Source organism: Thalassolituus alkanivorans, from assembly GCF_020447205.1.
In the GTDB taxonomy this organism is placed as follows: domain Bacteria; phylum Pseudomonadota; class Gammaproteobacteria; order Pseudomonadales; family Oceanobacteraceae; genus Venatoribacter; species Venatoribacter alkanivorans.
This window is the reverse complement of record NZ_JAJAEL010000009.1, coordinates 24,516-45,901: the sequence shown is the minus strand read 5'-3', so window position 1 is coordinate 45,901 and position 21,386 is coordinate 24,516. Positions and strand designations below refer to the sequence as shown.

21 protein-coding genes are annotated in these 21,386 nt (G+C 56.0%); 8 read left to right on the top strand and 13 right to left on the bottom strand.

Features of this window, described 5'->3' with window-relative positions; genetic code table 11:
• Positions 1–312: hypothetical protein (locus LGT44_RS06620; protein WP_230333541.1), on the top strand; the 312-nt coding region annotated here is incomplete at its 5' end.
• The gene (locus LGT44_RS06615; RefSeq protein WP_230331770.1) at positions 245–838 is read left to right on the top strand and encodes an outer membrane beta-barrel protein; all 594 of its coding nucleotides are present in this window, start codon (positions 245–247) and stop codon (positions 836–838) included. The genes LGT44_RS06620 and LGT44_RS06615, both read left to right, overlap by 68 nt.
• Positions 839–886: 48 nt before the next feature.
• Here LGT44_RS06615 and LGT44_RS06610 read toward each other — a convergent pair whose 3' ends face one another.
• The gene (locus tag LGT44_RS06610; RefSeq protein WP_225691247.1) at positions 887–1,741 is read right to left on the bottom strand and encodes a crotonase/enoyl-CoA hydratase family protein; all 855 of its coding nucleotides are present in this window, start codon (positions 1,739–1,741) and stop codon (positions 887–889) included.
• Between the two features lie 156 nt (positions 1,742–1,897).
• Here LGT44_RS06610 and LGT44_RS06605 point away from each other — a divergent pair, with 156 nt between their 5' ends.
• Positions 1,898–2,824, top strand: a complete 927-nt coding sequence (locus LGT44_RS06605; protein WP_230331771.1) for a LysR family transcriptional regulator — start codon at positions 1,898–1,900, stop codon at positions 2,822–2,824.
• Here LGT44_RS06605 and LGT44_RS06600 read toward each other — a convergent pair.
• From LGT44_RS06600 to LGT44_RS06580, 5 genes are all read right to left on the bottom strand, one after another.
• Positions 2,821–3,984, bottom strand: a complete 1,164-nt coding sequence (locus tag LGT44_RS06600) for a hypothetical protein (protein WP_230331772.1) — start codon at positions 3,982–3,984, stop codon at positions 2,821–2,823. The two genes, LGT44_RS06605 and LGT44_RS06600, sit on opposite strands and share 4 nt — an antisense overlap.
• 125 nt (positions 3,985–4,109) lie before the next feature.
• Positions 4,110–4,550: a cyanase gene (gene cynS / locus LGT44_RS06595; protein WP_145467426.1), complete on the bottom strand. Its 441-nt coding sequence runs from the start codon at positions 4,548–4,550 to the stop codon at positions 4,110–4,112.
• Between the two features lie 119 nt (positions 4,551–4,669).
• Positions 4,670–5,584 carry a histone deacetylase family protein gene (locus tag LGT44_RS06590; RefSeq protein ID WP_230331773.1) on the bottom strand — a complete coding sequence of 305 codons (915 nt, stop codon included), beginning with the start codon at positions 5,582–5,584 and terminating at the stop codon, positions 4,670–4,672.
• A 9-nt stretch (positions 5,585–5,593) separates the two neighbouring features.
• Positions 5,594–8,068 (bottom strand): EAL domain-containing protein, encoded by a 2,475-nt coding sequence (locus LGT44_RS06585; protein ID WP_145467428.1) that lies wholly within the window; start codon positions 8,066–8,068, stop codon positions 5,594–5,596.
• Positions 8,065–9,018, bottom strand: a complete 954-nt coding sequence (locus tag LGT44_RS06580; RefSeq protein WP_230331774.1) for an ABC transporter substrate-binding protein — start codon at positions 9,016–9,018, stop codon at positions 8,065–8,067. The genes LGT44_RS06585 and LGT44_RS06580 overlap by 4 nt, the downstream gene beginning before the upstream one ends.
• Positions 9,019–9,180: 162 nt before the next feature.
• On the opposite strand from LGT44_RS06580, the gene LGT44_RS06575 reads away from it, so the two are divergent.
• Positions 9,181–9,456 carry a hypothetical protein gene (locus LGT44_RS06575; protein WP_145467432.1) on the top strand — a complete coding sequence of 92 codons (276 nt, stop codon included), beginning with the start codon at positions 9,181–9,183 and terminating at the stop codon, positions 9,454–9,456.
• A gap of 91 nt (positions 9,457–9,547) precedes the next feature.
• Here LGT44_RS06575 and LGT44_RS06570 read toward each other — a convergent pair whose 3' ends face one another.
• Positions 9,548–10,123, bottom strand: coding sequence for a YceI family protein (locus LGT44_RS06570; protein WP_145467434.1), 576 nt, complete (start codon positions 10,121–10,123; stop codon positions 9,548–9,550).
• 59 nt (positions 10,124–10,182) lie between these two features.
• Positions 10,183–10,725, bottom strand: a complete 543-nt coding sequence (locus tag LGT44_RS06565) for a cytochrome b (RefSeq protein WP_230331775.1) — start codon at positions 10,723–10,725, stop codon at positions 10,183–10,185.
• A gap of 153 nt (positions 10,726–10,878) precedes the next feature.
• On the opposite strand from LGT44_RS06565, the gene LGT44_RS06560 reads away from it, so the two are divergent.
• On the top strand, positions 10,879–11,775 hold the full coding sequence (locus LGT44_RS06560; protein WP_145467438.1) for a LysR family transcriptional regulator: 897 nt from the start codon (positions 10,879–10,881) through the stop codon (positions 11,773–11,775).
• A gap of 10 nt (positions 11,776–11,785) precedes the next feature.
• On the opposite strand, the gene LGT44_RS06555 is transcribed toward LGT44_RS06560, so the two are convergent.
• Both LGT44_RS06555 and LGT44_RS06550 read right to left on the bottom strand, forming a co-directional pair.
• Positions 11,786–12,427 carry a hypothetical protein gene (locus LGT44_RS06555; protein WP_145467440.1) on the bottom strand — a complete coding sequence of 214 codons (642 nt, stop codon included), beginning with the start codon at positions 12,425–12,427 and terminating at the stop codon, positions 11,786–11,788.
• Between the two features lie 210 nt (positions 12,428–12,637).
• Positions 12,638–13,969 (bottom strand): MATE family efflux transporter, encoded by a 1,332-nt coding sequence (locus LGT44_RS06550; RefSeq protein ID WP_230331776.1) that lies wholly within the window; start codon positions 13,967–13,969, stop codon positions 12,638–12,640.
• Positions 13,970–14,042: 73 nt separating this feature from the next.
• Between LGT44_RS06550 and LGT44_RS06545 the strand changes: the two genes are divergently transcribed.
• On the top strand, positions 14,043–14,666 hold the full coding sequence (locus tag LGT44_RS06545) for an SCO family protein (protein WP_230331777.1): 624 nt from the start codon (positions 14,043–14,045) through the stop codon (positions 14,664–14,666).
• A 122-nt stretch (positions 14,667–14,788) separates the two neighbouring features.
• Here the strand turns inward: LGT44_RS06545 and LGT44_RS06540 are convergent, their stop codons facing one another.
• Together LGT44_RS06540 and LGT44_RS06535 are read right to left on the bottom strand one after the other, a co-directional pair.
• Complete coding sequence (locus tag LGT44_RS06540) at positions 14,789–15,091, bottom strand: hypothetical protein (protein ID WP_230331778.1); 303 nt, start codon at positions 15,089–15,091, stop codon at positions 14,789–14,791.
• 87 nt (positions 15,092–15,178) lie between these two features.
• On the bottom strand, positions 15,179–17,863 hold the full coding sequence (locus LGT44_RS06535; protein ID WP_230331779.1) for a S8 family serine peptidase: 2,685 nt from the start codon (positions 17,861–17,863) through the stop codon (positions 15,179–15,181).
• Between the two features lie 150 nt (positions 17,864–18,013).
• On the opposite strand from LGT44_RS06535, the gene LGT44_RS06530 reads away from it, so the two are divergent.
• Positions 18,014–19,528 (top strand): YifB family Mg chelatase-like AAA ATPase, encoded by a 1,515-nt coding sequence (locus tag LGT44_RS06530; protein WP_230331780.1) that lies wholly within the window; start codon positions 18,014–18,016, stop codon positions 19,526–19,528.
• Between the two features lie 81 nt (positions 19,529–19,609).
• Positions 19,610–19,774, top strand: coding sequence for a hypothetical protein (locus LGT44_RS06525; RefSeq protein WP_230331781.1), 165 nt, complete (start codon positions 19,610–19,612; stop codon positions 19,772–19,774).
• On the opposite strand, the gene LGT44_RS06520 is transcribed toward LGT44_RS06525, so the two are convergent.
• Entirely contained in the window at positions 19,756–21,279 is a 1,524-nt protein-coding gene (locus LGT44_RS06520) for an EAL domain-containing protein (protein ID WP_230331782.1), read from the bottom strand. The two genes, LGT44_RS06525 and LGT44_RS06520, sit on opposite strands and share 19 nt — an antisense overlap.
• Positions 21,280–21,386 lie beyond the last annotated feature (107 nt).

The window sequence follows — 21,386 nt, the reverse complement described above, 5'->3', positions numbered from 1 at the left end:
GCGGGTTTTTTTATGTCTGGATTTCTGCCGGAACGCAGCTTAGCTGCGGCCATAACAAGTCCAGCAGATCCGCGAAAAATCGGGCAAATGTTAAGCTTCCCCTGTTTTCTGAAAAATGCCTGTGTTTTATATTCGTTTAATTTCCCTGTGGCCGGAATTTCCGTTTTTTCCGATCCACCTGTCATAAAAAATAAATTTATCAGCGTTATAATCACCGCCTTTTATTCGTCGCTAAGGAAAGGCAATGCTGACCCACCTTTGCAGATCCCTGCTGCTGTTTGCTGTATTCGTTCTGCCATTACAGGCTTCTGAAAATCCGGGGCCATTACATCTTTATGTTGGTGCCGGTTGGGGGACTGGTGATGGCTCGCACGACTGGGATTACAGTAACCAGAAAATCAGCACCACACATTACGATCAGGATATAAAAGATTTTAAGTTGGGCATTCTGTTCTCCCCGGCAGTGCGGCTGGAGCTTGCCAAAACCCGGGTTGATATGGATGTCGGCACATCACGGAATGATCTGAGCGGTATGGATCTGAATTTGTTTTTCAGCATTGGTAGTAAAGCTGTGCGGCCTTACCTGATGATTGGTCTGGGTTCCTATGATTACGACGATACTGCATCTCTGGTGAAAGGAGATGATGACCTGAGCGGCACCGCCGTCAATATTGGCGTTGGTATCTTTGCTCCTCTGGCTGAGCATGTTGAGCTGGAAATTGGCTATCAGGAAAAACGCATTGAATGGCAGAAAATGAATTCGGTTACTAACGATGCGCGCTTAAATTTGTCGACTCGTATGAATTACTTCAATACCGGACTGCGCATTATTTTCTGACTGGTTTTAGTGAGTGGGGCGGAGTATGTACTCCGCCGCTTACCGCTCTTACTCTTCAAACAATCCCTTCACGGCAAACAGATCATCGTATTCTGCCTGTTGCTTCTGTGCTTTCGCCTGGAAGGTTTTCATCATATCGGTCGGGCGGAACATACCGGCCTGCCAGGTTGCCATATAGCGCAGGCTGTCTTCGACACTGTGGTCGCGGCTGTAATTCAGCATTTCTTTGCAACCGGTGACGGCCAGTGGAGAATTCTGGGCAATCTGGGCGGCAATGGTCATTACGCCATCCAGCATGGCCTGCTGGGATTCATACACCTCATTAACAAAGCCCAGAGCCTTGGCTTCCTGCGCACTGAATTTACGCCCGGTGTAGGCCAGTTCGCGTACCACACCCTGCGGCATCAGTTTTGGCAGACGCTGCAGGGTACCAACGTCGGCGGTCATACCCAGTTCGGTTTCTTTAATGGTGAAGTAGGCATCGGCGCTGCAGTAGCGGGAATCGGCGGCGCAGACCATATCCAGCGCACCACCAATACAACCACCCTGAATGGCGGCCAGTACCGGCAAACGGATCTGCTCCAGTGAGCTTAAGGTGTCCTGCAGCTGCAGCACGACACGGCGCAGATTTTCGGCCATACGCCCTGCATCGCCACTCATTGGCACCGCTTTCGGGTTGGTGAATACACCCAGGTCCATGCCGGCCGAGAAGTGCTTGCCGGTCGAAGAAATCACAATTACCCGTGCATCGGTCTGGGCTTCAATAGCGCGCATGCATTGCGGCAGCTCCAGCCAGAAAGCCTGGTTCATGGAGTTCAGGGCGTCGGGGCGGCACAGCTGTACGTGGGCAATATGATTTTCGACACTGACGTTAAAGCTCTGGAATTCAGGCAGGGCACTCATGGCAGATCCTTATGGTTGTCTGATGGCAGTTGTTATTGATTATGTTGACGCCGTCAATATAGGGGGAGGCTGTGTGGCAGGTCAAATAAGCGGCTGACCCGGGTGTGGACTCGCATGGTACTCTTATTGTTCTTGTGAATACTGCTGGGTCTGTGTATGCAGAAAATGAATTTATCCCGCGTCGACCTGAATCTCTTTGTGGTCTTTGATGTGATTTATCGTGAGGGCAATCTGACCCGTGCCAGCGAGCAGCTGAACCTGTCACAACCGGCGGTCAGTCATGCGCTGGGGCGTCTGCGGGAGCGCTTTGACGATCCGCTGTTTGAGCGGGCGGGCAAGGGGATGAGCCCGACGCCGCTGGCGAAGGCGATTATTGGTCGTGTCAGAGCGGCGTTGCAGGATTTGGAATCGACCCTGACTGAAGGGCTGGCCTTTGATCCTGCCCTGGCCAGCCGTGTGTTTACCCTGGCTTCCCGGGATGTGATGGAAGCCACAGCGCTGCCGTTGCTAATGGCGCGCCTGCAACAGCAGGCGCCGGGTATTCAGTTGCGCAGTGTGCGGCTGGCACGGCGTGATATGGAAAGCGCGCTGTCATCCGGCCAGATCGATTTTGCCGCCGATGTGTTGCTGCCCGTTGGCGATGATATTGAGCATCAGGCGATTGGTGAGGAGAAGCTGGTCGTGGCAATGCGCAATGGGCATCCGCTACAGGGCAAGCTCTGGGATCTGGATAGCTACCTGAGTGCCCGTCATGTACTGGTTTCCAGCCGCGCAGAAGGCCCGGGGGTGGAAGATTTTGCGCTGACGCGTTTGGGTAAGGTGCGGCAGGTCGCTTTGCGCTGCCAGAATTATTACGCCGCGATTCAGGTGATGCAGCAGACCGACCTGCTGCTGACATTGCCCGGCAGTTTTGCCAGAAGCATGGCCACCCGGCAGCCCGATTTCACCGTGTTGCCATTACCACTGCCTCTGGCACCGTTAGAGATGCATCTGTACTGGCACCGTAAGGCCAGCCGTGATCCGGCGGTTATGTGGCTGAAGGAGCAGATGGCCGGGCTGATGCCCGGCGCAGTATCGGGTTAGGGCAGGGTCAGATTTGTACTGTAGCTGCCGGTGGCGGCCGGAAAACGGTTAAATCCACAGTCAATAGCTGAGGCTGAGCCCATATCCGCACTAAGAACCAGCTGAAGATTATCGGCGGTTGCTGTCAGGTTGCTGAGAGCTTCGGGCTGGGATACCGATCTTACACAACCGCTATCCCGTGCCAGTGCACTTTTCAGGTTACCGTTCTGCTCTGTCAGAAAAAGCAGGCCAAGGCCGCTGCTGCTTCGGGTTTGAAGTTGCTGAATCAGTTCGCTGGCTGCCGGTGCCCCGCCGCATTCCTGTGTTCCGCTCAGCTCCAGCGTCTGTACCAGGCAGTACACCGGCTGATTCGGCTCATCAATGTTGACGCCATTGTATTGGATGGTGAGGGAGTGCTGGCCAAGGGGGGCGGTGCTGTCTGATATTTTAATGGCCGCAGTACTCTGACCGCTGAAACGGGTCTCGCCAAAACCGGTTGTGTAACCCGCTAAAGCTTGTCCTGCCATTTTGCTGTTACTGGTCAGCGTAAAAAATTGCGACTCATTGTTGTTAGAGTTGCTGTACAGAGGTAAAGAGAAGGCGGCCGTTGTATCGGGCAGGGTTTGGAACGTGCTGCTGCCTGCGGCGCAGTTGGCAACTTCCAGAGTGCCGGCATTGTCGCGGATTACAAAGACACTTTTGCGGCGGATATGCCTGGTTTCCTGCTCGGTAGGGATGCGTGGTATCTGCGTGCGTACATAGTCACTGACCATCACCCAGGTGCCGGTCAGGTCGGTATTCAGCTCGGTACGTTCGCTGTAGGCGGACAGGTCATAGGTAGCCGCTGCTGCAGTGTTGCCCAGTGTCTGAGTCGGATTAACCTCTGCTGGCGGCTGATAACCGCAATCGGGATCGGTCGGATCTCCACCGTCACCAGGATCACCACCATCGCCCGGATCACCACCATCGCCCGGATCACCACCGTCACCGGGATCACCACCGTCGCCCGGATCACCACCGTCACCGGGATCACCACCGTCGCCCGGATCACCGCCGTCGCCCGGATCACCGCCGTCGCCGCCGGGATTGTTGTTGTCGGGAGCAGAGCTGTGGCCGGAGTTGCCGTCGCCACCGCAGGCGGCCAGCAACAGCATCAGGGAGAAGGCGAGTAAATGGCGCAAAGCATTGTCCTTATCATTATTTTGTACAGAGCCTAATGTTGCACGATGGTTCTGTAAATGCAGATCAGGATGCTTTGCCTGTTGTTTACGCGCCGGAGCAGCCAGCGCGCACTATGGCGGTCGGCTTACCAGCTTTTATACGGCAGGAATTTACCATTCAGGGTCAGCAGAACGCGGTCGCCTTTCGGATCTTCGATTTTGTCGACTTCCATAGAGAAATCGATGGCGCTCATAATGCCGTCGCCGAATTTTTCCTGAATCACCTCTTTCAGTGTCTCGCCGTAGACGCCGACAATTTCGTACAGCCGGTAAATCAGCGGATCGGTGGGAACGGCCTGATCCCAGATTTTGGTGGGATAAGCTGCGAGGGCATTGCTGATTTCGCTGCCCAGTCCCAGGTAGTCGCTGATCGCGGCGGCTTTATCGGCAGGCGCACTGTTCATACCCAAACAGGCTGAGGTCAGCCAGACCGGCGACATGCCCAGATCTTTGCCCATCTGCTCCCAGCTCAGACCCTTGCTGAGTTTGGCGGCGATGATGGTTTCCGTCATGGTGACTTTATCCATAAATAACTCCTGCTTCTGATTAAGGCGCCCGAGCGCATAAATGCTCTGCCTGGGTGCGTTTTCCGGCTTCAGACACCGGCAGAGGATGGTCAGCAGGGAGTTAGCAAGGCGGGTGCCATTCAGCCCAGATACTGCGGATAGAGGTGAGCGGCCGTTTCGGCCACGATGGCGTGGCGGCGGGCGAGGCGTTCATGGTCGCGGTCATAGCCTCCGCCAATCACGGTCGCCACCGGAATATGGCGGCGCAGGCAATGGCTGAGTACCAGCTCATCGCGCTGTTGTACGCCGGCCCAGCTGATATCCAGATGACCCAGCTCGTCGCCCTGCCAGACATCGGCGCCGGCATCGTACAGCACCAGGTCAGGCTGCTGCTCGTCCAGTAACCGCAGCAGGGTGTTTTCCACCACTTCCAGATAGGGCTGATCGCTCAGATGCTGATCCAGACCGATGTCCAGATCACTGGCGGATTTGCGGAACGGAAAGTTTTTCTCGCAGTGAATCGAGCAGGTAAAGGCCCGTGGTTCACTGGCCAGTATGGCGGCGCTGCCATCACCCTGATGCACATCCAGATCGAAGATCAGTACCTTGCTGACTTCACCCTGTGCCAGCAGCGTCAGAGCACTGTAGGCCAGATCATTGAGCAGACAGAAACCGGAGCCAAAATCGCGGTGGGCATGGTGTGTCCCGCCAGCCAGATGACAGGCCATGCCGTGCTGCAGCGCCAGCCGGGCGGTCAGCAGGGTGCCGTTGGGCGCGGTCAGGGTGCGGTCGATTAAGCCCTGGCTCCAGGGCAGGCCGATACGGCGCCAGGCTTTCGGGTCCAGTGACTGATCACAGAGCATGGCCAGATACTCCGGAGCATGGGCGATGCTGAGGTCGCTGAGTGTTGCAGCTTCAGGGCGGAACAGGTTATTGCGGCCAATCAGTCCCTGTTGCCGGCAATAATCGTGCAGGCGCACAAACTTCGACATCACAAAACGGTGCTGTTCGGGAAAGGGGCAGGAGTAGTTGGGGTGGTATACCAGTGGCAGCACAGCGTTCAGTTAATGACCGGAAGATGCCCTATTGTGCCGCACAAACTCAATGAACTCATCTTCCGCCAGTGGCCGGCTGAACAGATAGCCCTGATATTCACAGCAGCCCCGGTTCTGCAGATATTCGCGCTGGGCCTCATGCTCGACCCCTTCCGCAATGATCTCCATGCCGAGGTTTTGTCCCATCTGGATGATGGAGTCGACAATCCGGGCAGGGCGCTGACTGTCCTCGATATCCATAACAAATGAGCGGTCGATTTTCAGTTTGTGCAGCGGCAGGTGCTGCAGGTAGCTGAGGGATGAATAACCGGTGCCGAAATCGTCCAGCGCAAAGGTAAAGCCCAGGCTGCTCAGGCGCTCCATTTTACTGCGGATAATCTCTTTATCGCCGAGGAAAATACTCTCGGTAATTTCCAGCTCCAGTTGTGCTGAGCAGAGAGAGTGGCTGTTGACCTGAGCAGTAACGTAATGCTCGAAGTTCTCGTCCATAAATTGCGCCGGGCTGATATTCACCGCGAGGCGGCGAAAGCTGTCGGGTAACCGGTTTTCCTGTCGCCAGCGTTTCAGAACACGGCAGCTTTCCGTCAGAATCCACTGCCCCAGCGGCAGAATCAGGCGGGTTTCTTCGGCGGCACGGATAAACACATCGGGGCTGACCGGCGTGCCGCGGTTATTCCAGCGGCACAGAACTTCGGCTCCGGTAATTTCACCGTGGTCGTTGAGTTGTGGCTGGAATACCAGGGTAAACGCCTGCTGCTGGATGGCCTGATGCAGGTCGTTATACAGATTCAGCTTATCCTGCGTTTCCTGCTGCATATTCTGGGTGTAGATACTGATGCCGCTGCGCCCCTGCGCCTTGGCATGGTACATCGCGGTATCGGACTGGCGGACCAGATCGGTTGCTTCATCCTGATCCGCAGGAAATACGGCAATACCGATACTGGCCGACAGATGGAAACAATGAATATCGATATTGAACGGTTGGCGGATCGCCGCCAGCAGCCGTTCGGCACAATCGCTGCCATACTGTGCGGCGGCTTCCGGTGTGTCAGCCAGTTCATCAAGCAGCACCAGGAATTCATCGCCGCCCAGACGCGCGGTCAGGTCTTCATCGCGTACCAGTTGATTCAGACGCTCACCCATTTTCACCAATAATTTGTCGCCAACCGGGTGGCCCAGCGAGTCGTTGATGTTCTTGAAATGATCAAGGTCGATAAAAAGCACCGTGCCGAATTTGCCCACCCGGCGGGCATGGGCCATTTTTTTCTCAATATGCAGCAGGGCAAAGCGGCGGTTGGCGAGGCGGGTGAGGGAATCGAAATTGGCCTGATACTCAATCTGCTGCTGCTTGCGTTTAACCTCCGAGATGTCACGGATTAACCACAGCAGACCGTTGACCAGTGGTTGCCCTTCTTCACTCTGACTCAGTAGTGGCGTCATGCGCGACTCGATATAAAAGTCTTCGTGGCGGAACTCGGTTATTTCTATATCTTGCGATATCAGTGCCTGATCGCGGCTCTCGGTAACGCGCTCTGCTACCTGTGGCTGTAACCAGCAGGTGAAAGGCTTTCCGGTAAGGTCGGCATGCAGAGCTGGCAGCTGACTTTCGAGGCTGCCATAGCGGCCACGGATAATGCCGTCGTTATCGAGCAGAAAAGCCACATCCGGGAAGGCCCGGGTAAAGGCCTGATCACGCATATGCTGCTCACGGATCTGCTGCATGGAGTGTTGCAGGTGCAGGCTGAGATTGTTGAACGCGCCTTCCAGATGAGCAAATTCGGATGATGAGCCGGAATGAATGGTCTGGCCCAGCTGTCCGGCCTGCAGGGTACGGGTGAACTGCACCAGCCGGTACAGTGGGCGCAGTACCTGACGCTGCACGATGCGCTGCAGACCCAGTGTATAAAGCACCAGCAGCAGGATCAGCAGAGCAATACGCAGCCCGGTGCTTTGCAGCATCTGCTGGCGCTGGTCGCTGGCGTCGTAATGAGCAAACAGCCAACCCTGCTGCTCTCCCCGCAGCTCGAGGGTGCGGAACTGAATAGGCTGCAGGCCATAGAAATGTCCGCCATCCTGAAAAAACTGAAACTGTTGCCGGTCCAGAGATAAATGCCTGCTGGCCAGATCAACTTCCAGAGGCCGGCGAATGTCTGCCCTGCGGGTTGATAGCAGAACCTGACCATCGACCAGCAGCAACAGATGGCTGACGTGTGGCCGGGTTGCCATCCGGCTGAGGGTCTGATCGCCGAGCGTCCATTCTCCATCCGCCAGTTGGTGCTGCAGGGTTAAACGCAGTCCGCCCAATTCGGCTTCCAGCTTGTTTGACCAGGTACTGCTGAACTGTTGGGTTAATGCCTGATAGAGGAAATAGCTGAGCAATAAGGCCGCAACGCCCAGTGCCAGGGCTGACCAGCTGAGCAGAATTTTGCGCAGAGAGCCGTATTTCCGGCGACGCTTATGATGTGGCTTGCGGCTCTCTGTCATGGTGACACCGGCAGAAAACGGGGATCGGTAAACTGCTTAAGCTGCGGCGGGGCTGGCATCAGTTTCTGTTTCACCATCAGCTGAGCAAGGCCGTCCGCATTGCGGCTTAAAGGAGAGGGGTCGCCGCTGAGCAGGCGCCGGTTTTCTTCTGTGTCCGGTAATTCCAGCCCATCAAACATGGCGCTGATCTGCTCGTCCGGCAAACGCAGACGCTGGTTCATAATGGCAAATGAAGTCTGTGGAGAGGTTTGTATCAGCTGGCGGGCCTGCAGATAGCCATCAATCAGCTCCTGTATATGCTGTGTTTGCTGTTCCATCACCTCCCGGCGAATTGCCAGCACATCGACGATCTGACCCTTGATTGCACTGCTGTCGAATAATACCCGGGCTCCGGCGCGGGCCAGTTCGCTGCTGAAGGGTTCGTAGGTGATCATGGCATCGATGCTGCCGTTCTGATAAGCCTTCAGCTGGTCACTCAGGTTCATATGGCGGATACGCAGTGAATTGTCCGGCAGTTCAGCAAAATCCATGGCACTTTTCAGCATCAGTGCCCCCACGGCAGTGGTTTCCAGCGCGATGGTTTTGCCACGCAGATCGCTCAGGGTGTGAATATCAGGACGAACCATCAGCATGTCGGCACCGGCAGAAATATTAAACACCAGCACCACGACCAGATCCTGCCCCTCCTGTACCAGTGCCAGCACTTCATCCAGTGTCAGTGCGCCGCCTTCCAGATGACCGAGGCGCAGGGCATCGATAACATCCGATGCTGAAGGCAGCTCCACCAGTTTGATGTGATGACTGTAGAGACCCTGCTCCCGTGCCAGATAAAGTGGCTCATAGCCGGGCCAGACGTTGGTGCCTACACGCAGCAGCGATCCCGGCGAGTCACAGCCACTGGTAGCTACCAATGGCAGGCAGAGCAGCAACCTTAAAATCCAACCCCGCACAGTAACTCCGGCTATTCGCTAACACTTTGTTAAGCCTAGCAGTTTACGGTTTTTCTGCTGCTGAATGTGTGGCTTTGGTGTGGTGACATTCCGACCATGGGCTAATAGTCCGGAGTGCTGAAATATGCTCCCCTGAAGGTTCAGCTGAAACAGGTGCAGGGTATGTCCAAAAATAACAACAAGAGCAGCAATGCGAAGGTAAAAACAGATGCTCCGGTGGCCAATGATGCCGGTTCGCGTTTTGAAAAAGTGTTCTATCGCTATCTGGCCTGGTTTCCGATTCTGGTGCTGCCGATGATGGTGTGGGAAATGATGGGAACGGGGCAGTATGCGGTAGGCAGCATTGTTGCACTGATCCACGCCGTGTTGGTATTCCGTTTTGTGCAGGTCATCAATTTGCCGGGAATCTTTAAGCGTCGTCGCCCAACAGACGCCTGAAAACAGGGGACGCCTGAAACAAAACAGGCAGAAAGCGGATAACGCTTTCTGCCTGTTGTTTTTCCGCCTGCTTTATTTCAGGTGCCAGTGATTACTGGCGGATACCTTCGATAAACAGACCGATTTCAACCGTTGTGGAGGCTGGCCCCAGGTTGTAATCGATACCGTAGTCAGACAGCTTCAGCGTGGTTTTGCCTTCAAAACCAGCGCGGTAGCCGCCCCATGGGTCTTTACCTTCACCAATCATTTTCACCGGAAAACTGATCGACTTGGTTACGCCGTGCAGAGTGAAATCGCCGGTCAGAACGCCTTCGCCGGCGCCGGTGGATTTAAAGCCGGTGCTCTTGAATGTGGACTGTGGAAATTTGCTGACATCGAGGAAGTCAGAACCTTTCAGGTGCTTGTCACGTTCAGCATGATTGGAATCCAGGCTGGTGGTATCAATCGTTACTTCAATGGCTGACTTCTCCGGTGCCTTGGCATCGTATTCAAACTGGCCATCAAAGGTATTGAAACGACCCAGCAGCCAGCTGTAACCCAGATGCTGGATCTTGAACTGGATAAAGGCGTGGGCGCCCTGAGTATCAATTTTATAGGTCGCTGCCTGGGACAGTGACGGCATCAGCAATGCGGCGCTCAGGCCGGCAGCAAGCATCAGTTTTTTCATCGTTCGCTCCTTGGGTTTTTAAAGCGGTTTGTCATTAATAAGTTGTTCTGCGGGGGAGCTTAAGCACCGGGTTTAAGCATCCGCACCAGTGTTTTGTCTTTATCCAGCCAGTGGTGTTTGATGGCAGCTACGGCATGCAATCCGGCCAGCATCATTATGCTCCAGGCCAGCGCCCAGTGAATGACACCGGCGATATCTTCCTGATTGGCGTGCGTCAGAGTGGCGGGTAGCTCAAACAAGCCAAACACCTCAATGGCACGGCCATCGGCGGTGGAAATCAGATAGCCGCTGACGAACAGTGCCAGCATCAGCAGGTACAGCAGAATGTGCGTCAGATGCGCGACTTTATGTTCCCAGACTTTATTGCCCAGTGGCTGCGGTTGCGGGTTACGCAACTTCCAGATAAGACGCAACAGCCACGCCAGTGCCAGCATGACGCCGGCACTTTTGTGCAGATCCAGCGAGCCGCGGTACCAGGCGTCGTAATAGGTCAGCTCTACCATATACAGCCCCAGGCCAAACAACCCGAAAACGGCCAGCGCCATCAGCCAGTGGAAGGCAATGCTGACCCAGCCGTAAGCAGAGGTGGTGTTGCGTATCATAAAACCTGACCCTGAAGTGCCCTTGAGAATTGATCTCGATAAGAACTCACCATAGCGACTTTAGTTCAGCAAAAAAACACGCATAATCGGACAACTGTTGTGCAAATATGCACAACCTGAGTGTAGTGACACACAATTTTCAGAGAACTGATCATGGAAACCAGTTGGGACGATATCCGCATAGCCTATCAGGTCGCCGAATCCGGCAGTCTCAGTCGCGCCGGAGAGCGTTTGGGAATGAATCACAGCACGGTGTTGCGCCACATTAACCGGCTGGAGCAACAACTGGGACATAAGCTCTTTATCCGCCATCAGCGCGGCTACCGGCTGACCGATGCCGGGCAGCTGCTGCTGGAGAAAATGCATCCGATCGTGGCCGATATGCGCCGTTTGCAGGGGACATTATCGACGCTGGATGCTTCACCTTCCGGCACTTTGCGTATTTCCACGGTGTCTGATTTTTCACCGTTTTTTACGCCGTTGCTGCATGCGTTCCGTCAGGAATTTCCACAGATCCGGGTGCAGATTGTCGCTACCGACGATGTGTTATCCCTGGCGCGTGGTGATGTGCATGTGGCCATCCGTATGGGCGCCGAGCCGCGGGAACCGGATCTGATTGCCCGGGCGCTGTTGCCGGTACAAATGCATTACTGTGCAGCGGACAGTTATATCGAACGCCATGGCCTGCCACACTCAATGGCCGACATTAACCGTCATTGGTGGGCGTTGCCGACCGGAGAAAAGCAACGGATTTCCGGCATCCGGCAATTGCTGGAAAAGCTTGATCCGGACCAGATCGCCTTTCAGAGCAACAGCTTTAACGACATTTTGTCGGCGGTAAAAGAAGGCATGGGCATTGGCCCGGTGGGGGCTTTGCAGCGTCTGGCTGACAGTATGTCAGGTCTGAAGCAGGTAGAGTTCGGACTCAGCGCTGAGCCGTCATTAATGTGGTTTGTGTATCACAAAGATATGCGCCGCAGTGCGCGCGTACAGGCGTTGCAGGAGTTTATCCTGCAACGCCTGCCGGAGATGCAACGCCGGCTGGCCTGATGTGCGGCTGTTACAACAGGGTGCTGGTTAAGCCCATCTCATTTGACATAGATGGCCACTGGCGCCAGATATGCACCAGATTGCTGGCTTCCTGACGGTTCATAAAGGCTTTGAATTCCGGGCTCTGGTAGGCCATCTGCGGACCGAACAGACGCTTCACGGCAATATCGACCAGCTGGTCCAGATCATTGGCGAATGGCTCGCCAATCAGGGTGTGGATAATCACATTCGACAACGTCATATCCATCGGAATCAGCGGCTGGCCAACACGGTGGATATAGGTTTCGTTCACCTCTTCCAGCAGACGGTGAGCCAGGTAGGCTTTGTCCATCAGAGCCGCCAGACCAGCCTCATGGCTGAGCGCGGCCGGAGGCGTCACGAAAAACTCGGTCGCCATCTGGATAACCGGCTGTACATAGTGGCTTAAGCCCGCTTCCAGCGCGGCGGCCTGCAGATCGAGCAGCATTTGTGGCACGTCTTCGATATAGCGGACAACAAACTCCAGCAGTTTTTCTGCCGCTTCACCTTCAGGCAGATCGACGATGCGGGCAACCTGATCGGCGCGGGAGCTCAGGGCATTCTGCAGTTGCAGGGTAATGGCTTCATCACTGAGGGCGTTGCGGATTTGCTGGTTGATAACTTCCATGGTCATGCGTTTGCCTCGTTTCCAATCTGCCGTGATTAGGGTGTGGTAAAGCTATAAGCTCAGGTTTACACACGCAATGGAAAATCACGGCACAACTTAGACGGAATTGATCTAAAAATTAATTTGTTAAAAAATCTTTTAAAATCAATAGTTTACGAATCTAATTTCTGTCGACTTTGGAAAGTATAGTAAAGTTTGACGCCGCAACCAGTCGATTTACATAAAATTTTGTGGACGCCTCCACAGTGTCAAAAAAGTGTTAATTGCAAACAGAGCCCGGGTCGTGAGGAAGGCGTAAAAAGACCACCACAGGCCGTCGTTCCCCCACTCTCTGCTCAGCCACCAGATTGGCAGAAATACCAGCAAAGCAGCCGCCAGCATGGCGTTGCGCATGGCGGCACTGGCCTGTGCTCCGATAAATACCCCATCCAGCCAGTAGCTGGCCACCCCCACTAAAGGCAGCCAGAACAGGTAGTGCTGATAGCGCTGCAGCTGTGGCAACAACTCAGGCTGACTGGTCATCAGACTGAGCAGGTAAGGCCCCGCCAGCCATAAGGCCAGAGTCAGGGTAGCTGCCAGCCCCAGCATGTTCAGGCCGGTGAGCTGCAGCGTCTGGCGCAATTGCCCGCTGTCGGCCTGGCCCAGACTGTGCCCGGTCAGGTTTTCGGCGGCATGGGCAAAACCATCCAGCGCATTGGATATCAGCAACAGCGCAGTAATCAGTAATGCATTAGTGGCCAGTGTCAGCTCACCCATCCGCGCTCCCTGAGCGGTAAAAAAGGCAAATACCAGCAGCAGGCACAGGGTGCGCACAAATAAGTGCCGGTTGATACGTAACAGCGGGCGCAGTGTTATCAGCGGCGGGCGGACTCCCAGTGATTGCAAACCATGGCGGCGGGCAAAATACAGCGCCGCGATTAAGCCGCTGTAATCCGCCAGCACGCTGCCCAGCGCCACACCGTCACTGGTCATCCCGGCGTGAAAGACCAGCAGATAATCCAGCACGGCATTGAGACTATTCACGAGTGTCAGAATCAGCAGCGGAATGCGGGTTTTCCCCAAACCGATAAACCAGCCGGTGAGTACATACTGCGCCAGCACCGCCGGTGCCGATAACAGGCGGATGCTGAGATATTCTGCCGCTCCGCTCTGCACATTATCGCTGCCCCCCATTAACGGCAGCAGCCACGGCAGCGCGATAAAAGCTGCAGCCATAACCAGCAGGCAGATTGGCAGCACCAGCCATAACGAATGTTGCAGACTCTCAATGACCTGCGCCTGCTGCTGTGCTCCGGCGGCGCGGGCGGTAACGGCGGTGGTACCCATGCGCAGAAAACCAAAGCTCCACAGCAGCAGGGTAAATAACTGCGCGCCTATCGCTACCGCGCCAAGGTGTTGCGGGTCGGGCAGGTGTGCCAGTACCGCGCTGTCGGCCAGCCCCAGCAACGGCACCGTGATGTTGCTGAGCATAATTGGCCAGGCCAGCATCCAGATGCGGCGTTGTGTCGCAGCCAGAGAAGGGGCTGTTACTGCGTGGCTGGCCGTCATGGCTGATATACTCCGCGTCTCAGTTTTGCGATTACATATTTGGGGTTAAGGCTTTGAGCAGGTGTTGGTCACGATGAAAAAAGCGATTGTACTGTTTTTACTGTTACTTGCGGCATGGCTGACCGGTGCAGGTGTTGCTTATGCACCGCAATGGCAGCAGGCACAGCTGCTGCAACAGGATGGTCTGATGCTGTTTCCGCGTGCGCTGGCCGTGAGCGATCAGGTCTTTATTAATCAGCATGGGCAGCGGATGGCATTGCGAGAACTGCAGGGGCGCAATGTGCTGCTGTTTTTTGGTTACACCTTTTGCCCGGATATCTGCCCGACCACACTGGCCGACCTCAGCCGCAGCTGGAAACAGTTGCCGGCGGATATCCGCGAGCAATGGCAGGTGGTGCTGGTTTCGGTCGATCCTGAGCGTGACAGCCCACAGTCTCTGCAGCCTTATATGGCGTACTTCAATAAGAGTTTTCTGGGTTTAACCGGTAATGCCAATGGTTTGGGCGTGCTGGCGGCAGAACTCAATGCGGTGTATGGCAAAGTGGAGCGTGGCGAAGGCGTGGCTTATCTGATGGATCACAGTGCCAATCTGGTGATTCTGGATAAACAGGGCGCTTACCGTGGCTATATCGCCCCGCCGCATTATCCACAACGTCTGGTGCCGCTGCTGCAGGCGCTGAGTACCCGCCTTCAATAACCCGCTGTCAGTAACGGCTGACCTGCATGGGCGCTGCTTGTAATGGCGGCCTTGTCCATTTAATCAGTTGCCGCAATCCGCTGTCGTCGCAGCGCCCCTGATATTCCAGCCAGTGAATGGTGTTACCGGCGAGAAATACTGAGCCGGAGACGATGGCGCTGCCGGCGGTCCAGCCACCGATAATCACCACAATAGGCTGCGAGGCAGACTTCGGTGCTTTGCTGACAATCCCCCAAACCCCGCAGCAGGTTGGCATGTGTGTTAGCCTCCAGCCACTCATAGTTCAGCGCCAGCTGGCGTGATACCAGTTCGCAGCGGGCATAGCCCTGATCCAGCGGCACTTTGCTGGGGTAAACGGTGCAGCCGCTGAGCAGCAGTACCAGCGTCAGCGCAGCAAGCTGCAGGCCGTTATCCGGTAGTTTCATCCATGACATCCATCGGGCACAGAGCCGTCAGTATGCTGAACGGCGGCTAAACCGCAGCTGAACGATGCTGCATCGCCTTTACCGGCATCATGGAGCAGAACTTTTGTCCGCTTCGCCGGAGACAATGGGTTGTTGCCGCTGCAGCGTATGGGCTGTGCTTTGGCTGTTGCTGCCCAGATTGCTGTTCAGGTTTATCAGAAAGTTCACTCCGCTGCGGCTCGCGCTTATCTCAATAATCTGTTGTGCCCCCAGGCTGGGATAAGCGCCACAGGTTTCTCCGGCCTGACAGATCACGTTATCCACATCAATATCAGAGCCGGCCAGCAGGGAGTAGCGGCCAGCAGGAACGGCCGGGAAGCTGTAGCGGCCATTCGCCTGAGCAAAAATGCTGGTTGTACATTCTTTCTCGTCGCGCCCGGCGGCAATGCAATCGGCATCTTCGAGTAATACATACTGCTGGGTCATGGCGTTGTTGCTGCTGATAACGCCATTCTGCATATACACCGGAATACTCAGGCTGTTGCTGCCGTCGCTGACGCTGATGGTGGCGTTGTAGTAGCCATCACTCAGGCCGCTGCGGCTAACGCTGGCACTGTATGCGCCGAGGTTTTTGTCGTCGACACTGACCGCTGTAATGCTCAGCCAGTCAGCATCATCACTGAGCGTAAGTTGCCCCGGTTGCAGATCACCGGCATTGCTCAGGGTAAAAATGAGGCTGTTGTCGCTGCCAAATACCAGCTCCGCCGGAGAAGACTGCAGCGCCACCGGACGTGGCGGCAGGGTGCCGCCGCCAGCCAGTTTCAGTGCTTCGCTGACTGCGCGATAGGCATCAATCTGACCATAACCCAACTGGTTGTCACGGTTACAGCTGGTGGCTTTACTGGTGATGACACAGCTCTGCAATAACTGATCGACATCGCTGGCAGACAGCGCCGGGTAAACGGATTTCATCAGCGCAATCACCCCGGCCACGTGCGGGCTGGCCATGGAGGTTCCTTCATACAGGTCATAGCTGGGTTGACGTGAGCCGCTGCTGTCATCGGCGAACGTGCTGAACACGCCATCCTTCTTACCGTCGTGGTTATCGTCATTTCTCAGCTCTCCACCAGGGGCTGCAACGCTGATGGTGCTGCCATAATTGGAATACGAGGCCAGTGTGCCGTTGTAACGGGTGGCGCTGACGGAAATCACTTCCGGATAGGCCGCCGGATAAAATGGTGAGGAGGTGGCCTCGTTACCGGCAGCGGCAACAATAATCACTCCGGCATTGCGCGCCGCGGCGTACACCGCCTGCTCCGCCGCCGATGAACTGCTTCCCCCCAGGCTGAGGTTTATCACATCGGCCTTTTGGGCTGGCAGTGTGTTGCTGTCATTGCTTAACCGGGCGGCATAACGTACGGCCTGAATGATGTCGTAGGACGTGCCGTCATTTTTACCCAGCACCCGCAGCGGCATGATTTTCGCGTTCCAGGCGACGCCCGCGCCGCCAATGCCGTTATTGCTTGCGGCAGCAATGGTGCCGGCAACATGGGTACCATGCCAGGAACTGGCTCCGGGAATATCGCTGTCGCCGGGATCATCAGGATTGTTATCGATGCCATTGCCATCGCGGGCGCTGTCTCTATTGGCAATAAAGTCATAGCCCGCAATCAGCTGACCACTCAGATCCGGATGGGCCAGATACACACCGGTATCGATGACCGCCACGATGACGCCATCACCTTTGCTCAGATCCCAGGTCTGCGGCAGATTGATGGCCGGATAATGCCACTGGTAGCGGTAGTAGGGATCGTTGGCTGTGGCCTGAGCCTTGCGGATGTAATTGGGTTCGGCGTATTCGATTCCTTCCTGCTGGCGCAGACGTTTGCTGTCGATCAGGGTCTGGCGTTTGTTATACAGAGCCTCGCTGAACGCACGCAGCAGATCGGGCTCAGCACTGCCGGCGCTTAACCGCGCGCTGCTGCGGTTAAGGCTGAGCAGCTGTGGTTTGTCCGGATCGTTTGCCGATGCTGCATTCAGCTGGTTCAGAGCCACAGGACTGAGCACGGTGTTTAAGCCAGCATTACGTGCCTGGGTGCTGATGCTGCTGCCTGCTTTGGCTTTAACAATGATTTCGTCGGCGACAAAATCATCCATTCTGTTTGCGGATGCCGATGCACTGGCGGGCAGAATCTGCAGTACGTATTTGGAAATACCGGAATCGGCGTAAACGTTAATCAGATAGTCGCCGTCGGCCGGAACGGTGACTTCTTCAAAAGCTCCGGCAGCACCATCCACCGGGCCACGCTGTGATTTGTCAGCCAGCAGATAATCGCCTTCAGCATTCGGGGTTGCTTCGGCGAGAAACAAATCAAGGTCGCCATAATAGCCCTCGCTTGTATGGGTAAAGTTGACAACCTGCAGGCGGATGGTCTGCCCCGCTTGCAGGCTGGCCTTAAAGTAATCGTCGCGGTCTGCGCTGTCGGCATAACGTTCAGATTCGCGGTTATCAGATACTGCGGCATTGGTTGCTCTGGCGGAAGCAAAACCCTGAACAGTCGTCAGGTTACTTAACAGTTGTGGATTGGTGGGATCATCATTACTGGCATAAGGCGCGTAGATATCATTGATATCGGAATCGGTAACAATACCGGTGGCAATGCTCAGCTGGCCCGATAACGAGTACGTGGCTGTCGGGTTGCTGCTGCCACTACTGCCTCCGCAGGCACTGAGAGTAAGACTCAGCAGCAGACTCAGAGGTAACAAGCTGGATTGACGTGCGAAGCTGATCATGGGATTTCCGGAAGGAGGCAGATAACGATGCAGGTATTTTAGCGGCTAATCGCAGCTCTGTGCGTGACCCGGTTGTCTTTTGTCTGCACATAGGCAATTGCAGCACTTTGCATTACCCTGAGGTTTCAGCCGTACAGCAAAGGATTGCTTATGTCGTTAGCCCGCGTATTTACCCGCGCGCAGCTGGGTATTGATGCTCCGCCGGTCATTGTTGAGGTGCACCTGTCCAGTGGCCTGCCGTCGCTCAGCCTGGTGGGGTTGCCGGAAACCGCCGTTAAAGAAAGTAAAGACCGCGTGCGTTCTGCCCTGATGAACGCGCAGTTTGAATTCCCCGCCAAGCGCATCACCATCAATCTGTCTCCTGCTGATTTGCCAAAAGAAGGTGGCCGTTATGATCTGGCCATTGCGCTGGGCATTCTTGCGGCTTCCGGCCAGATTCCGGCCACCGCTCTGGATGGCCATGAATTTATCGGTGAGTTGAGTCTGGGCGGAGATTTACAGCCGGTACCCGGAGTATTGCCCTGTGCCCTGCAGGCAGCCCGTGCGGGTAATGTGCTGGTGTTACCCCAGGCCAATGCCAGCGAAGCGGCACTGTGTTCTCAGGGGGAATTCCGCAGCGCCGCCAGCCTGCTGGAGGTGACCGCTTATCTGCATGGGCAACAGAGCCTGACAGCTGTAACAGCGGGCAATGCTGTCCCCGCGGGGCGTCCGCAACAGGCCGACTTAACCGATGTGCGCGGCCAGCCACAGGCGCGGCGGGCGCTGGAAATTGCCGCAGCAGGTCAGCATAACCTGCTGTTTATTGGCCCGCCGGGCACCGGCAAAACCATGCTGGCCAGCCGTCTGCCCGGCATTTTGCCGCCCATGAGTGAAGAAGAAGCGCTGGTGTCGGCGTCGGTTTATTCCATCAGCAGTCAGCCGTCGCAGTGGCAGGATCAGTGGCGCGTGCGGCCTTTCCGCGCGCCGCACCATACCGCATCCGGAGTGGCTCTGGTTGGTGGTGGCACAACCCCCAAGCCCGGTGAAATCTCACTGGCCCATGGTGGTGTGCTGTTTCTGGATGAGTTACCGGAATTCAGCCGCAAAGTGCTGGATGTGCTGCGTGAACCGCTGGAAAGCGGACGTATTGTTATCAGCCGTGCCAACCGCTCAATTACCTATCCTGCGCGTTTTCAGCTGATTGCGGCGATGAATCCCTGTCCCTGTGGTTATTTTGGTGATCCGGCCGGACGCTGCCACTGCACCCAGGAGCAGATCCGCCGCTATCAGGGACAGACTTCCGGGCCGCTGCTCGACCGTATAGATCTGCACGTTGAAGTACCTCCCATTGCCACCGCGTTGCTGCAGCAGGCTCCGGCCGGTGAAAGCAGCGCGGCAGTACAGCAGCGTGTGATGGCGGCGCAGGCGCTGCAGCAACAGCGTCAGGGGTGCGCTAATGCCGAGCTGAGCCCCACACTGCGCGAGCAGGTTTGCGTGCTGAATGAAGAGGATCAGCACTGGCTGCTGGCGGCGATTGAGCGGCTGCAGCTGTCGGCCCGGGGGTATCACCGTCTGCTGAATATTGCCCGCACCATTGCCGACCTAGATGCCCAGCCGGCTATCGGTCGTGTGCATCTGCTCGAAGCGCTGGGCTACCGCACGCTGGATCGTTACCGGCAGGGGTAAGGCTGGCGGCTGCAGATTTGTGCATTATTTGCACAGATGTCAGTATCTGCCACACTTGGAGAAACCCTGTGGATATAAAGCATGGTAAAGCAACTGATTGTCTTCCTGATCATCATCGCCCTGACCGTGGCAGTTATGGTGTATTACCACGTCAATACGGAAAGCCCTTTTGACGGCGAAGCCTTTTTCGGCCCGAAAGAGCGCCCCACAGAACCGTCACCGGCGCCTCAGAACAAGCGTCCCTGAGTAAATCCTGAATGTTCCGGAAAGCCGCTTTTCGCTTGTGAGATCAGTTCGCCCAGCGCCAGTGGGCGGGCGTAAATATAGCCCTGAATGCGGTCGCAGCCGAGCCGGCGTATCTCTTCCAGACAGGCACTGTCTTCAACACCTTCAGCCGTTGTTTCCAGCTTCAGGCGGTTCGCCAGATCCAGCATGGTGGTAACAATATGGCTTTGTGGTCCGTGGTCGGGCAACGGTGAGACAAAGGCACGGTCAAGCTTGATACCGGTCAGTGGCAGGTCACTTAAATGGGACAGCGATGAGAAGCCGGTGCCGAAATCATCCAGCACAATGTGCACGCCCGCGGCTTTCAGCTGGCGCAGATTCAATAAGGATACGCTGGCGTCGCGCATCATGGCGGTTTCGGTCAGTTCCAGCTCCAGAAACTGTGGTGGCATGCCAAACTGGTCGAGTAAGTCGAGTACCTGCCGGGTATAAAAGGGATCGGCAACCTCCGGAAAAGAGACGTTCACCGCCATGCGCAGCGGGTGGTCGAGCAGCTCCTGCAGCCGGCACCAGGCACTGATGGTTTCGCGCAATGCCCATTGGCCCAGCGCCTGAATCAGTCCGGCATTTTCGGCCTCGCGGATAAACACTGTGGGCGGGATAACCCCCAGCGCCGGATGGCGCCAGCGCATTAACGCTTCGGCCCCGACCAGCGCCCCGGTACGGCTGTCAAACTGGGGCTGGTATTCAAGGTAAAACTCATCACGCTGCAAGGCCAGATGAATACCGCTCAGCAGGCTCAGGCCGGTGTCCTGCTGGCGCCATTCGAACTGGGCTTCCTGTACCAGTCGTTCCCGCGCAATCTGTTGTACACCTTCCTGCAATACTGCACTCAGGGCAGAGAAACCGCTGATACACAATGGTGAGCTGTGGTACACCACCCAGGGGCGGTCGTCATCGTCCGGCTGCAGCGGCAGCCAGTCGGCATGGAGTTCGTAGTAATTGTCACTGACCACAACCAGCTGATCATCCAGGATACGGCCGATAATGGCTCCGGCGGGGGCGCGCCGGCTGATGGTGCGTTCAAATTCCTGCTGAATACTTTCCCGTTGCTGCCAGCTGTCACGGTCATGCTGATGCCGTAACCAGCGGCATTGCAGCACCTGCAGATAATAGCCATGGTCTGCCTGGGTCAGTTGCTGGCGCAGGCGGGTAAAAAAATCATTGCGCTGTAAGGGTGCCGGAATGTTCCTGAGTACCTGCTGTTGCAGAGGTCCCAGGCTCTGGAAAAAACGCTGACGATTAAAATCATCCAGCGCCAGCCAGTGTCCGGACGGAGGCAGTTGATCGCGGTGTTTGGTGGTGGAAATAATCAGGCAGGGCAGGTGTGGCGGAAGTTGGGTAAGCCATTGTTGCTGGGCAGTTGTAAAGGTGTCTATCAACAGTACTGCAGCTTGCCAACCGTCGCCTGAGGGGGGCAGGGCAGACGTTGAGAGCGGATTCAGGAACAGGAATTCCGTTCGCATAGCGTCCTGCCTCTGATGTTGACCCAGCCAGTGTTGCAGGTCTCCGAGGCGCTGTTCGCAGGTGCTCAGAATCAACAGATTGAGCCTGGACTGATGTGGTGAAAATT

Coding starts and splice junctions, on each gene's coding strand:
- LGT44_RS06525 (WP_230331781.1), top strand. CDS start 19,610: ATGGTAAAGCAACTGATTGTCTTCCTGATCATCATCGCCCTGACCGTG.
- LGT44_RS06530 (WP_230331780.1), top strand. CDS start 18,014: ATGTCGTTAGCCCGCGTATTTACCCGCGCGCAGCTGGGTATTGATGCT.
- LGT44_RS06545 (WP_230331777.1), top strand. CDS start 14,043: ATGAAAAAAGCGATTGTACTGTTTTTACTGTTACTTGCGGCATGGCTG.
- LGT44_RS06560 (WP_145467438.1), top strand. CDS start 10,879: ATGGAAACCAGTTGGGACGATATCCGCATAGCCTATCAGGTCGCCGAA.
- LGT44_RS06535 (WP_230331779.1), bottom strand. CDS start 17,863: ATGATCAGCTTCGCACGTCAATCCAGCTTGTTACCTCTGAGTCTGCTG.
- LGT44_RS06565 (WP_230331775.1), bottom strand. CDS start 10,725: ATGATACGCAACACCACCTCTGCTTACGGCTGGGTCAGCATTGCCTTC.
- LGT44_RS06570 (WP_145467434.1), bottom strand. CDS start 10,123: ATGAAAAAACTGATGCTTGCTGCCGGCCTGAGCGCCGCATTGCTGATG.
- LGT44_RS06575 (WP_145467432.1), top strand. CDS start 9,181: ATGTCCAAAAATAACAACAAGAGCAGCAATGCGAAGGTAAAAACAGAT.
- LGT44_RS06610 (WP_225691247.1), bottom strand. CDS start 1,741: ATGAGTGCCCTGCCTGAATTCCAGAGCTTTAACGTCAGTGTCGAAAAT.
- LGT44_RS06550 (WP_230331776.1), bottom strand. CDS start 13,969: ATGACGGCCAGCCACGCAGTAACAGCCCCTTCTCTGGCTGCGACACAA.
- LGT44_RS06605 (WP_230331771.1), top strand. CDS start 1,898: ATGCAGAAAATGAATTTATCCCGCGTCGACCTGAATCTCTTTGTGGTC.
- LGT44_RS06520 (WP_230331782.1), bottom strand. CDS start 21,279: ATGCGAACGGAATTCCTGTTCCTGAATCCGCTCTCAACGTCTGCCCTG.
- LGT44_RS06555 (WP_145467440.1), bottom strand. CDS start 12,427: ATGACCATGGAAGTTATCAACCAGCAAATCCGCAACGCCCTCAGTGAT.
- cynS (WP_145467426.1), bottom strand. CDS start 4,550: ATGGATAAAGTCACCATGACGGAAACCATCATCGCCGCCAAACTCAGC.
- LGT44_RS06540 (WP_230331778.1), bottom strand. CDS start 15,091: ATGAAACTACCGGATAACGGCCTGCAGCTTGCTGCGCTGACGCTGGTA.
- LGT44_RS06615 (WP_230331770.1), top strand. CDS start 245: ATGCTGACCCACCTTTGCAGATCCCTGCTGCTGTTTGCTGTATTCGTT.
- LGT44_RS06585 (WP_145467428.1), bottom strand. CDS start 8,068: ATGACAGAGAGCCGCAAGCCACATCATAAGCGTCGCCGGAAATACGGC.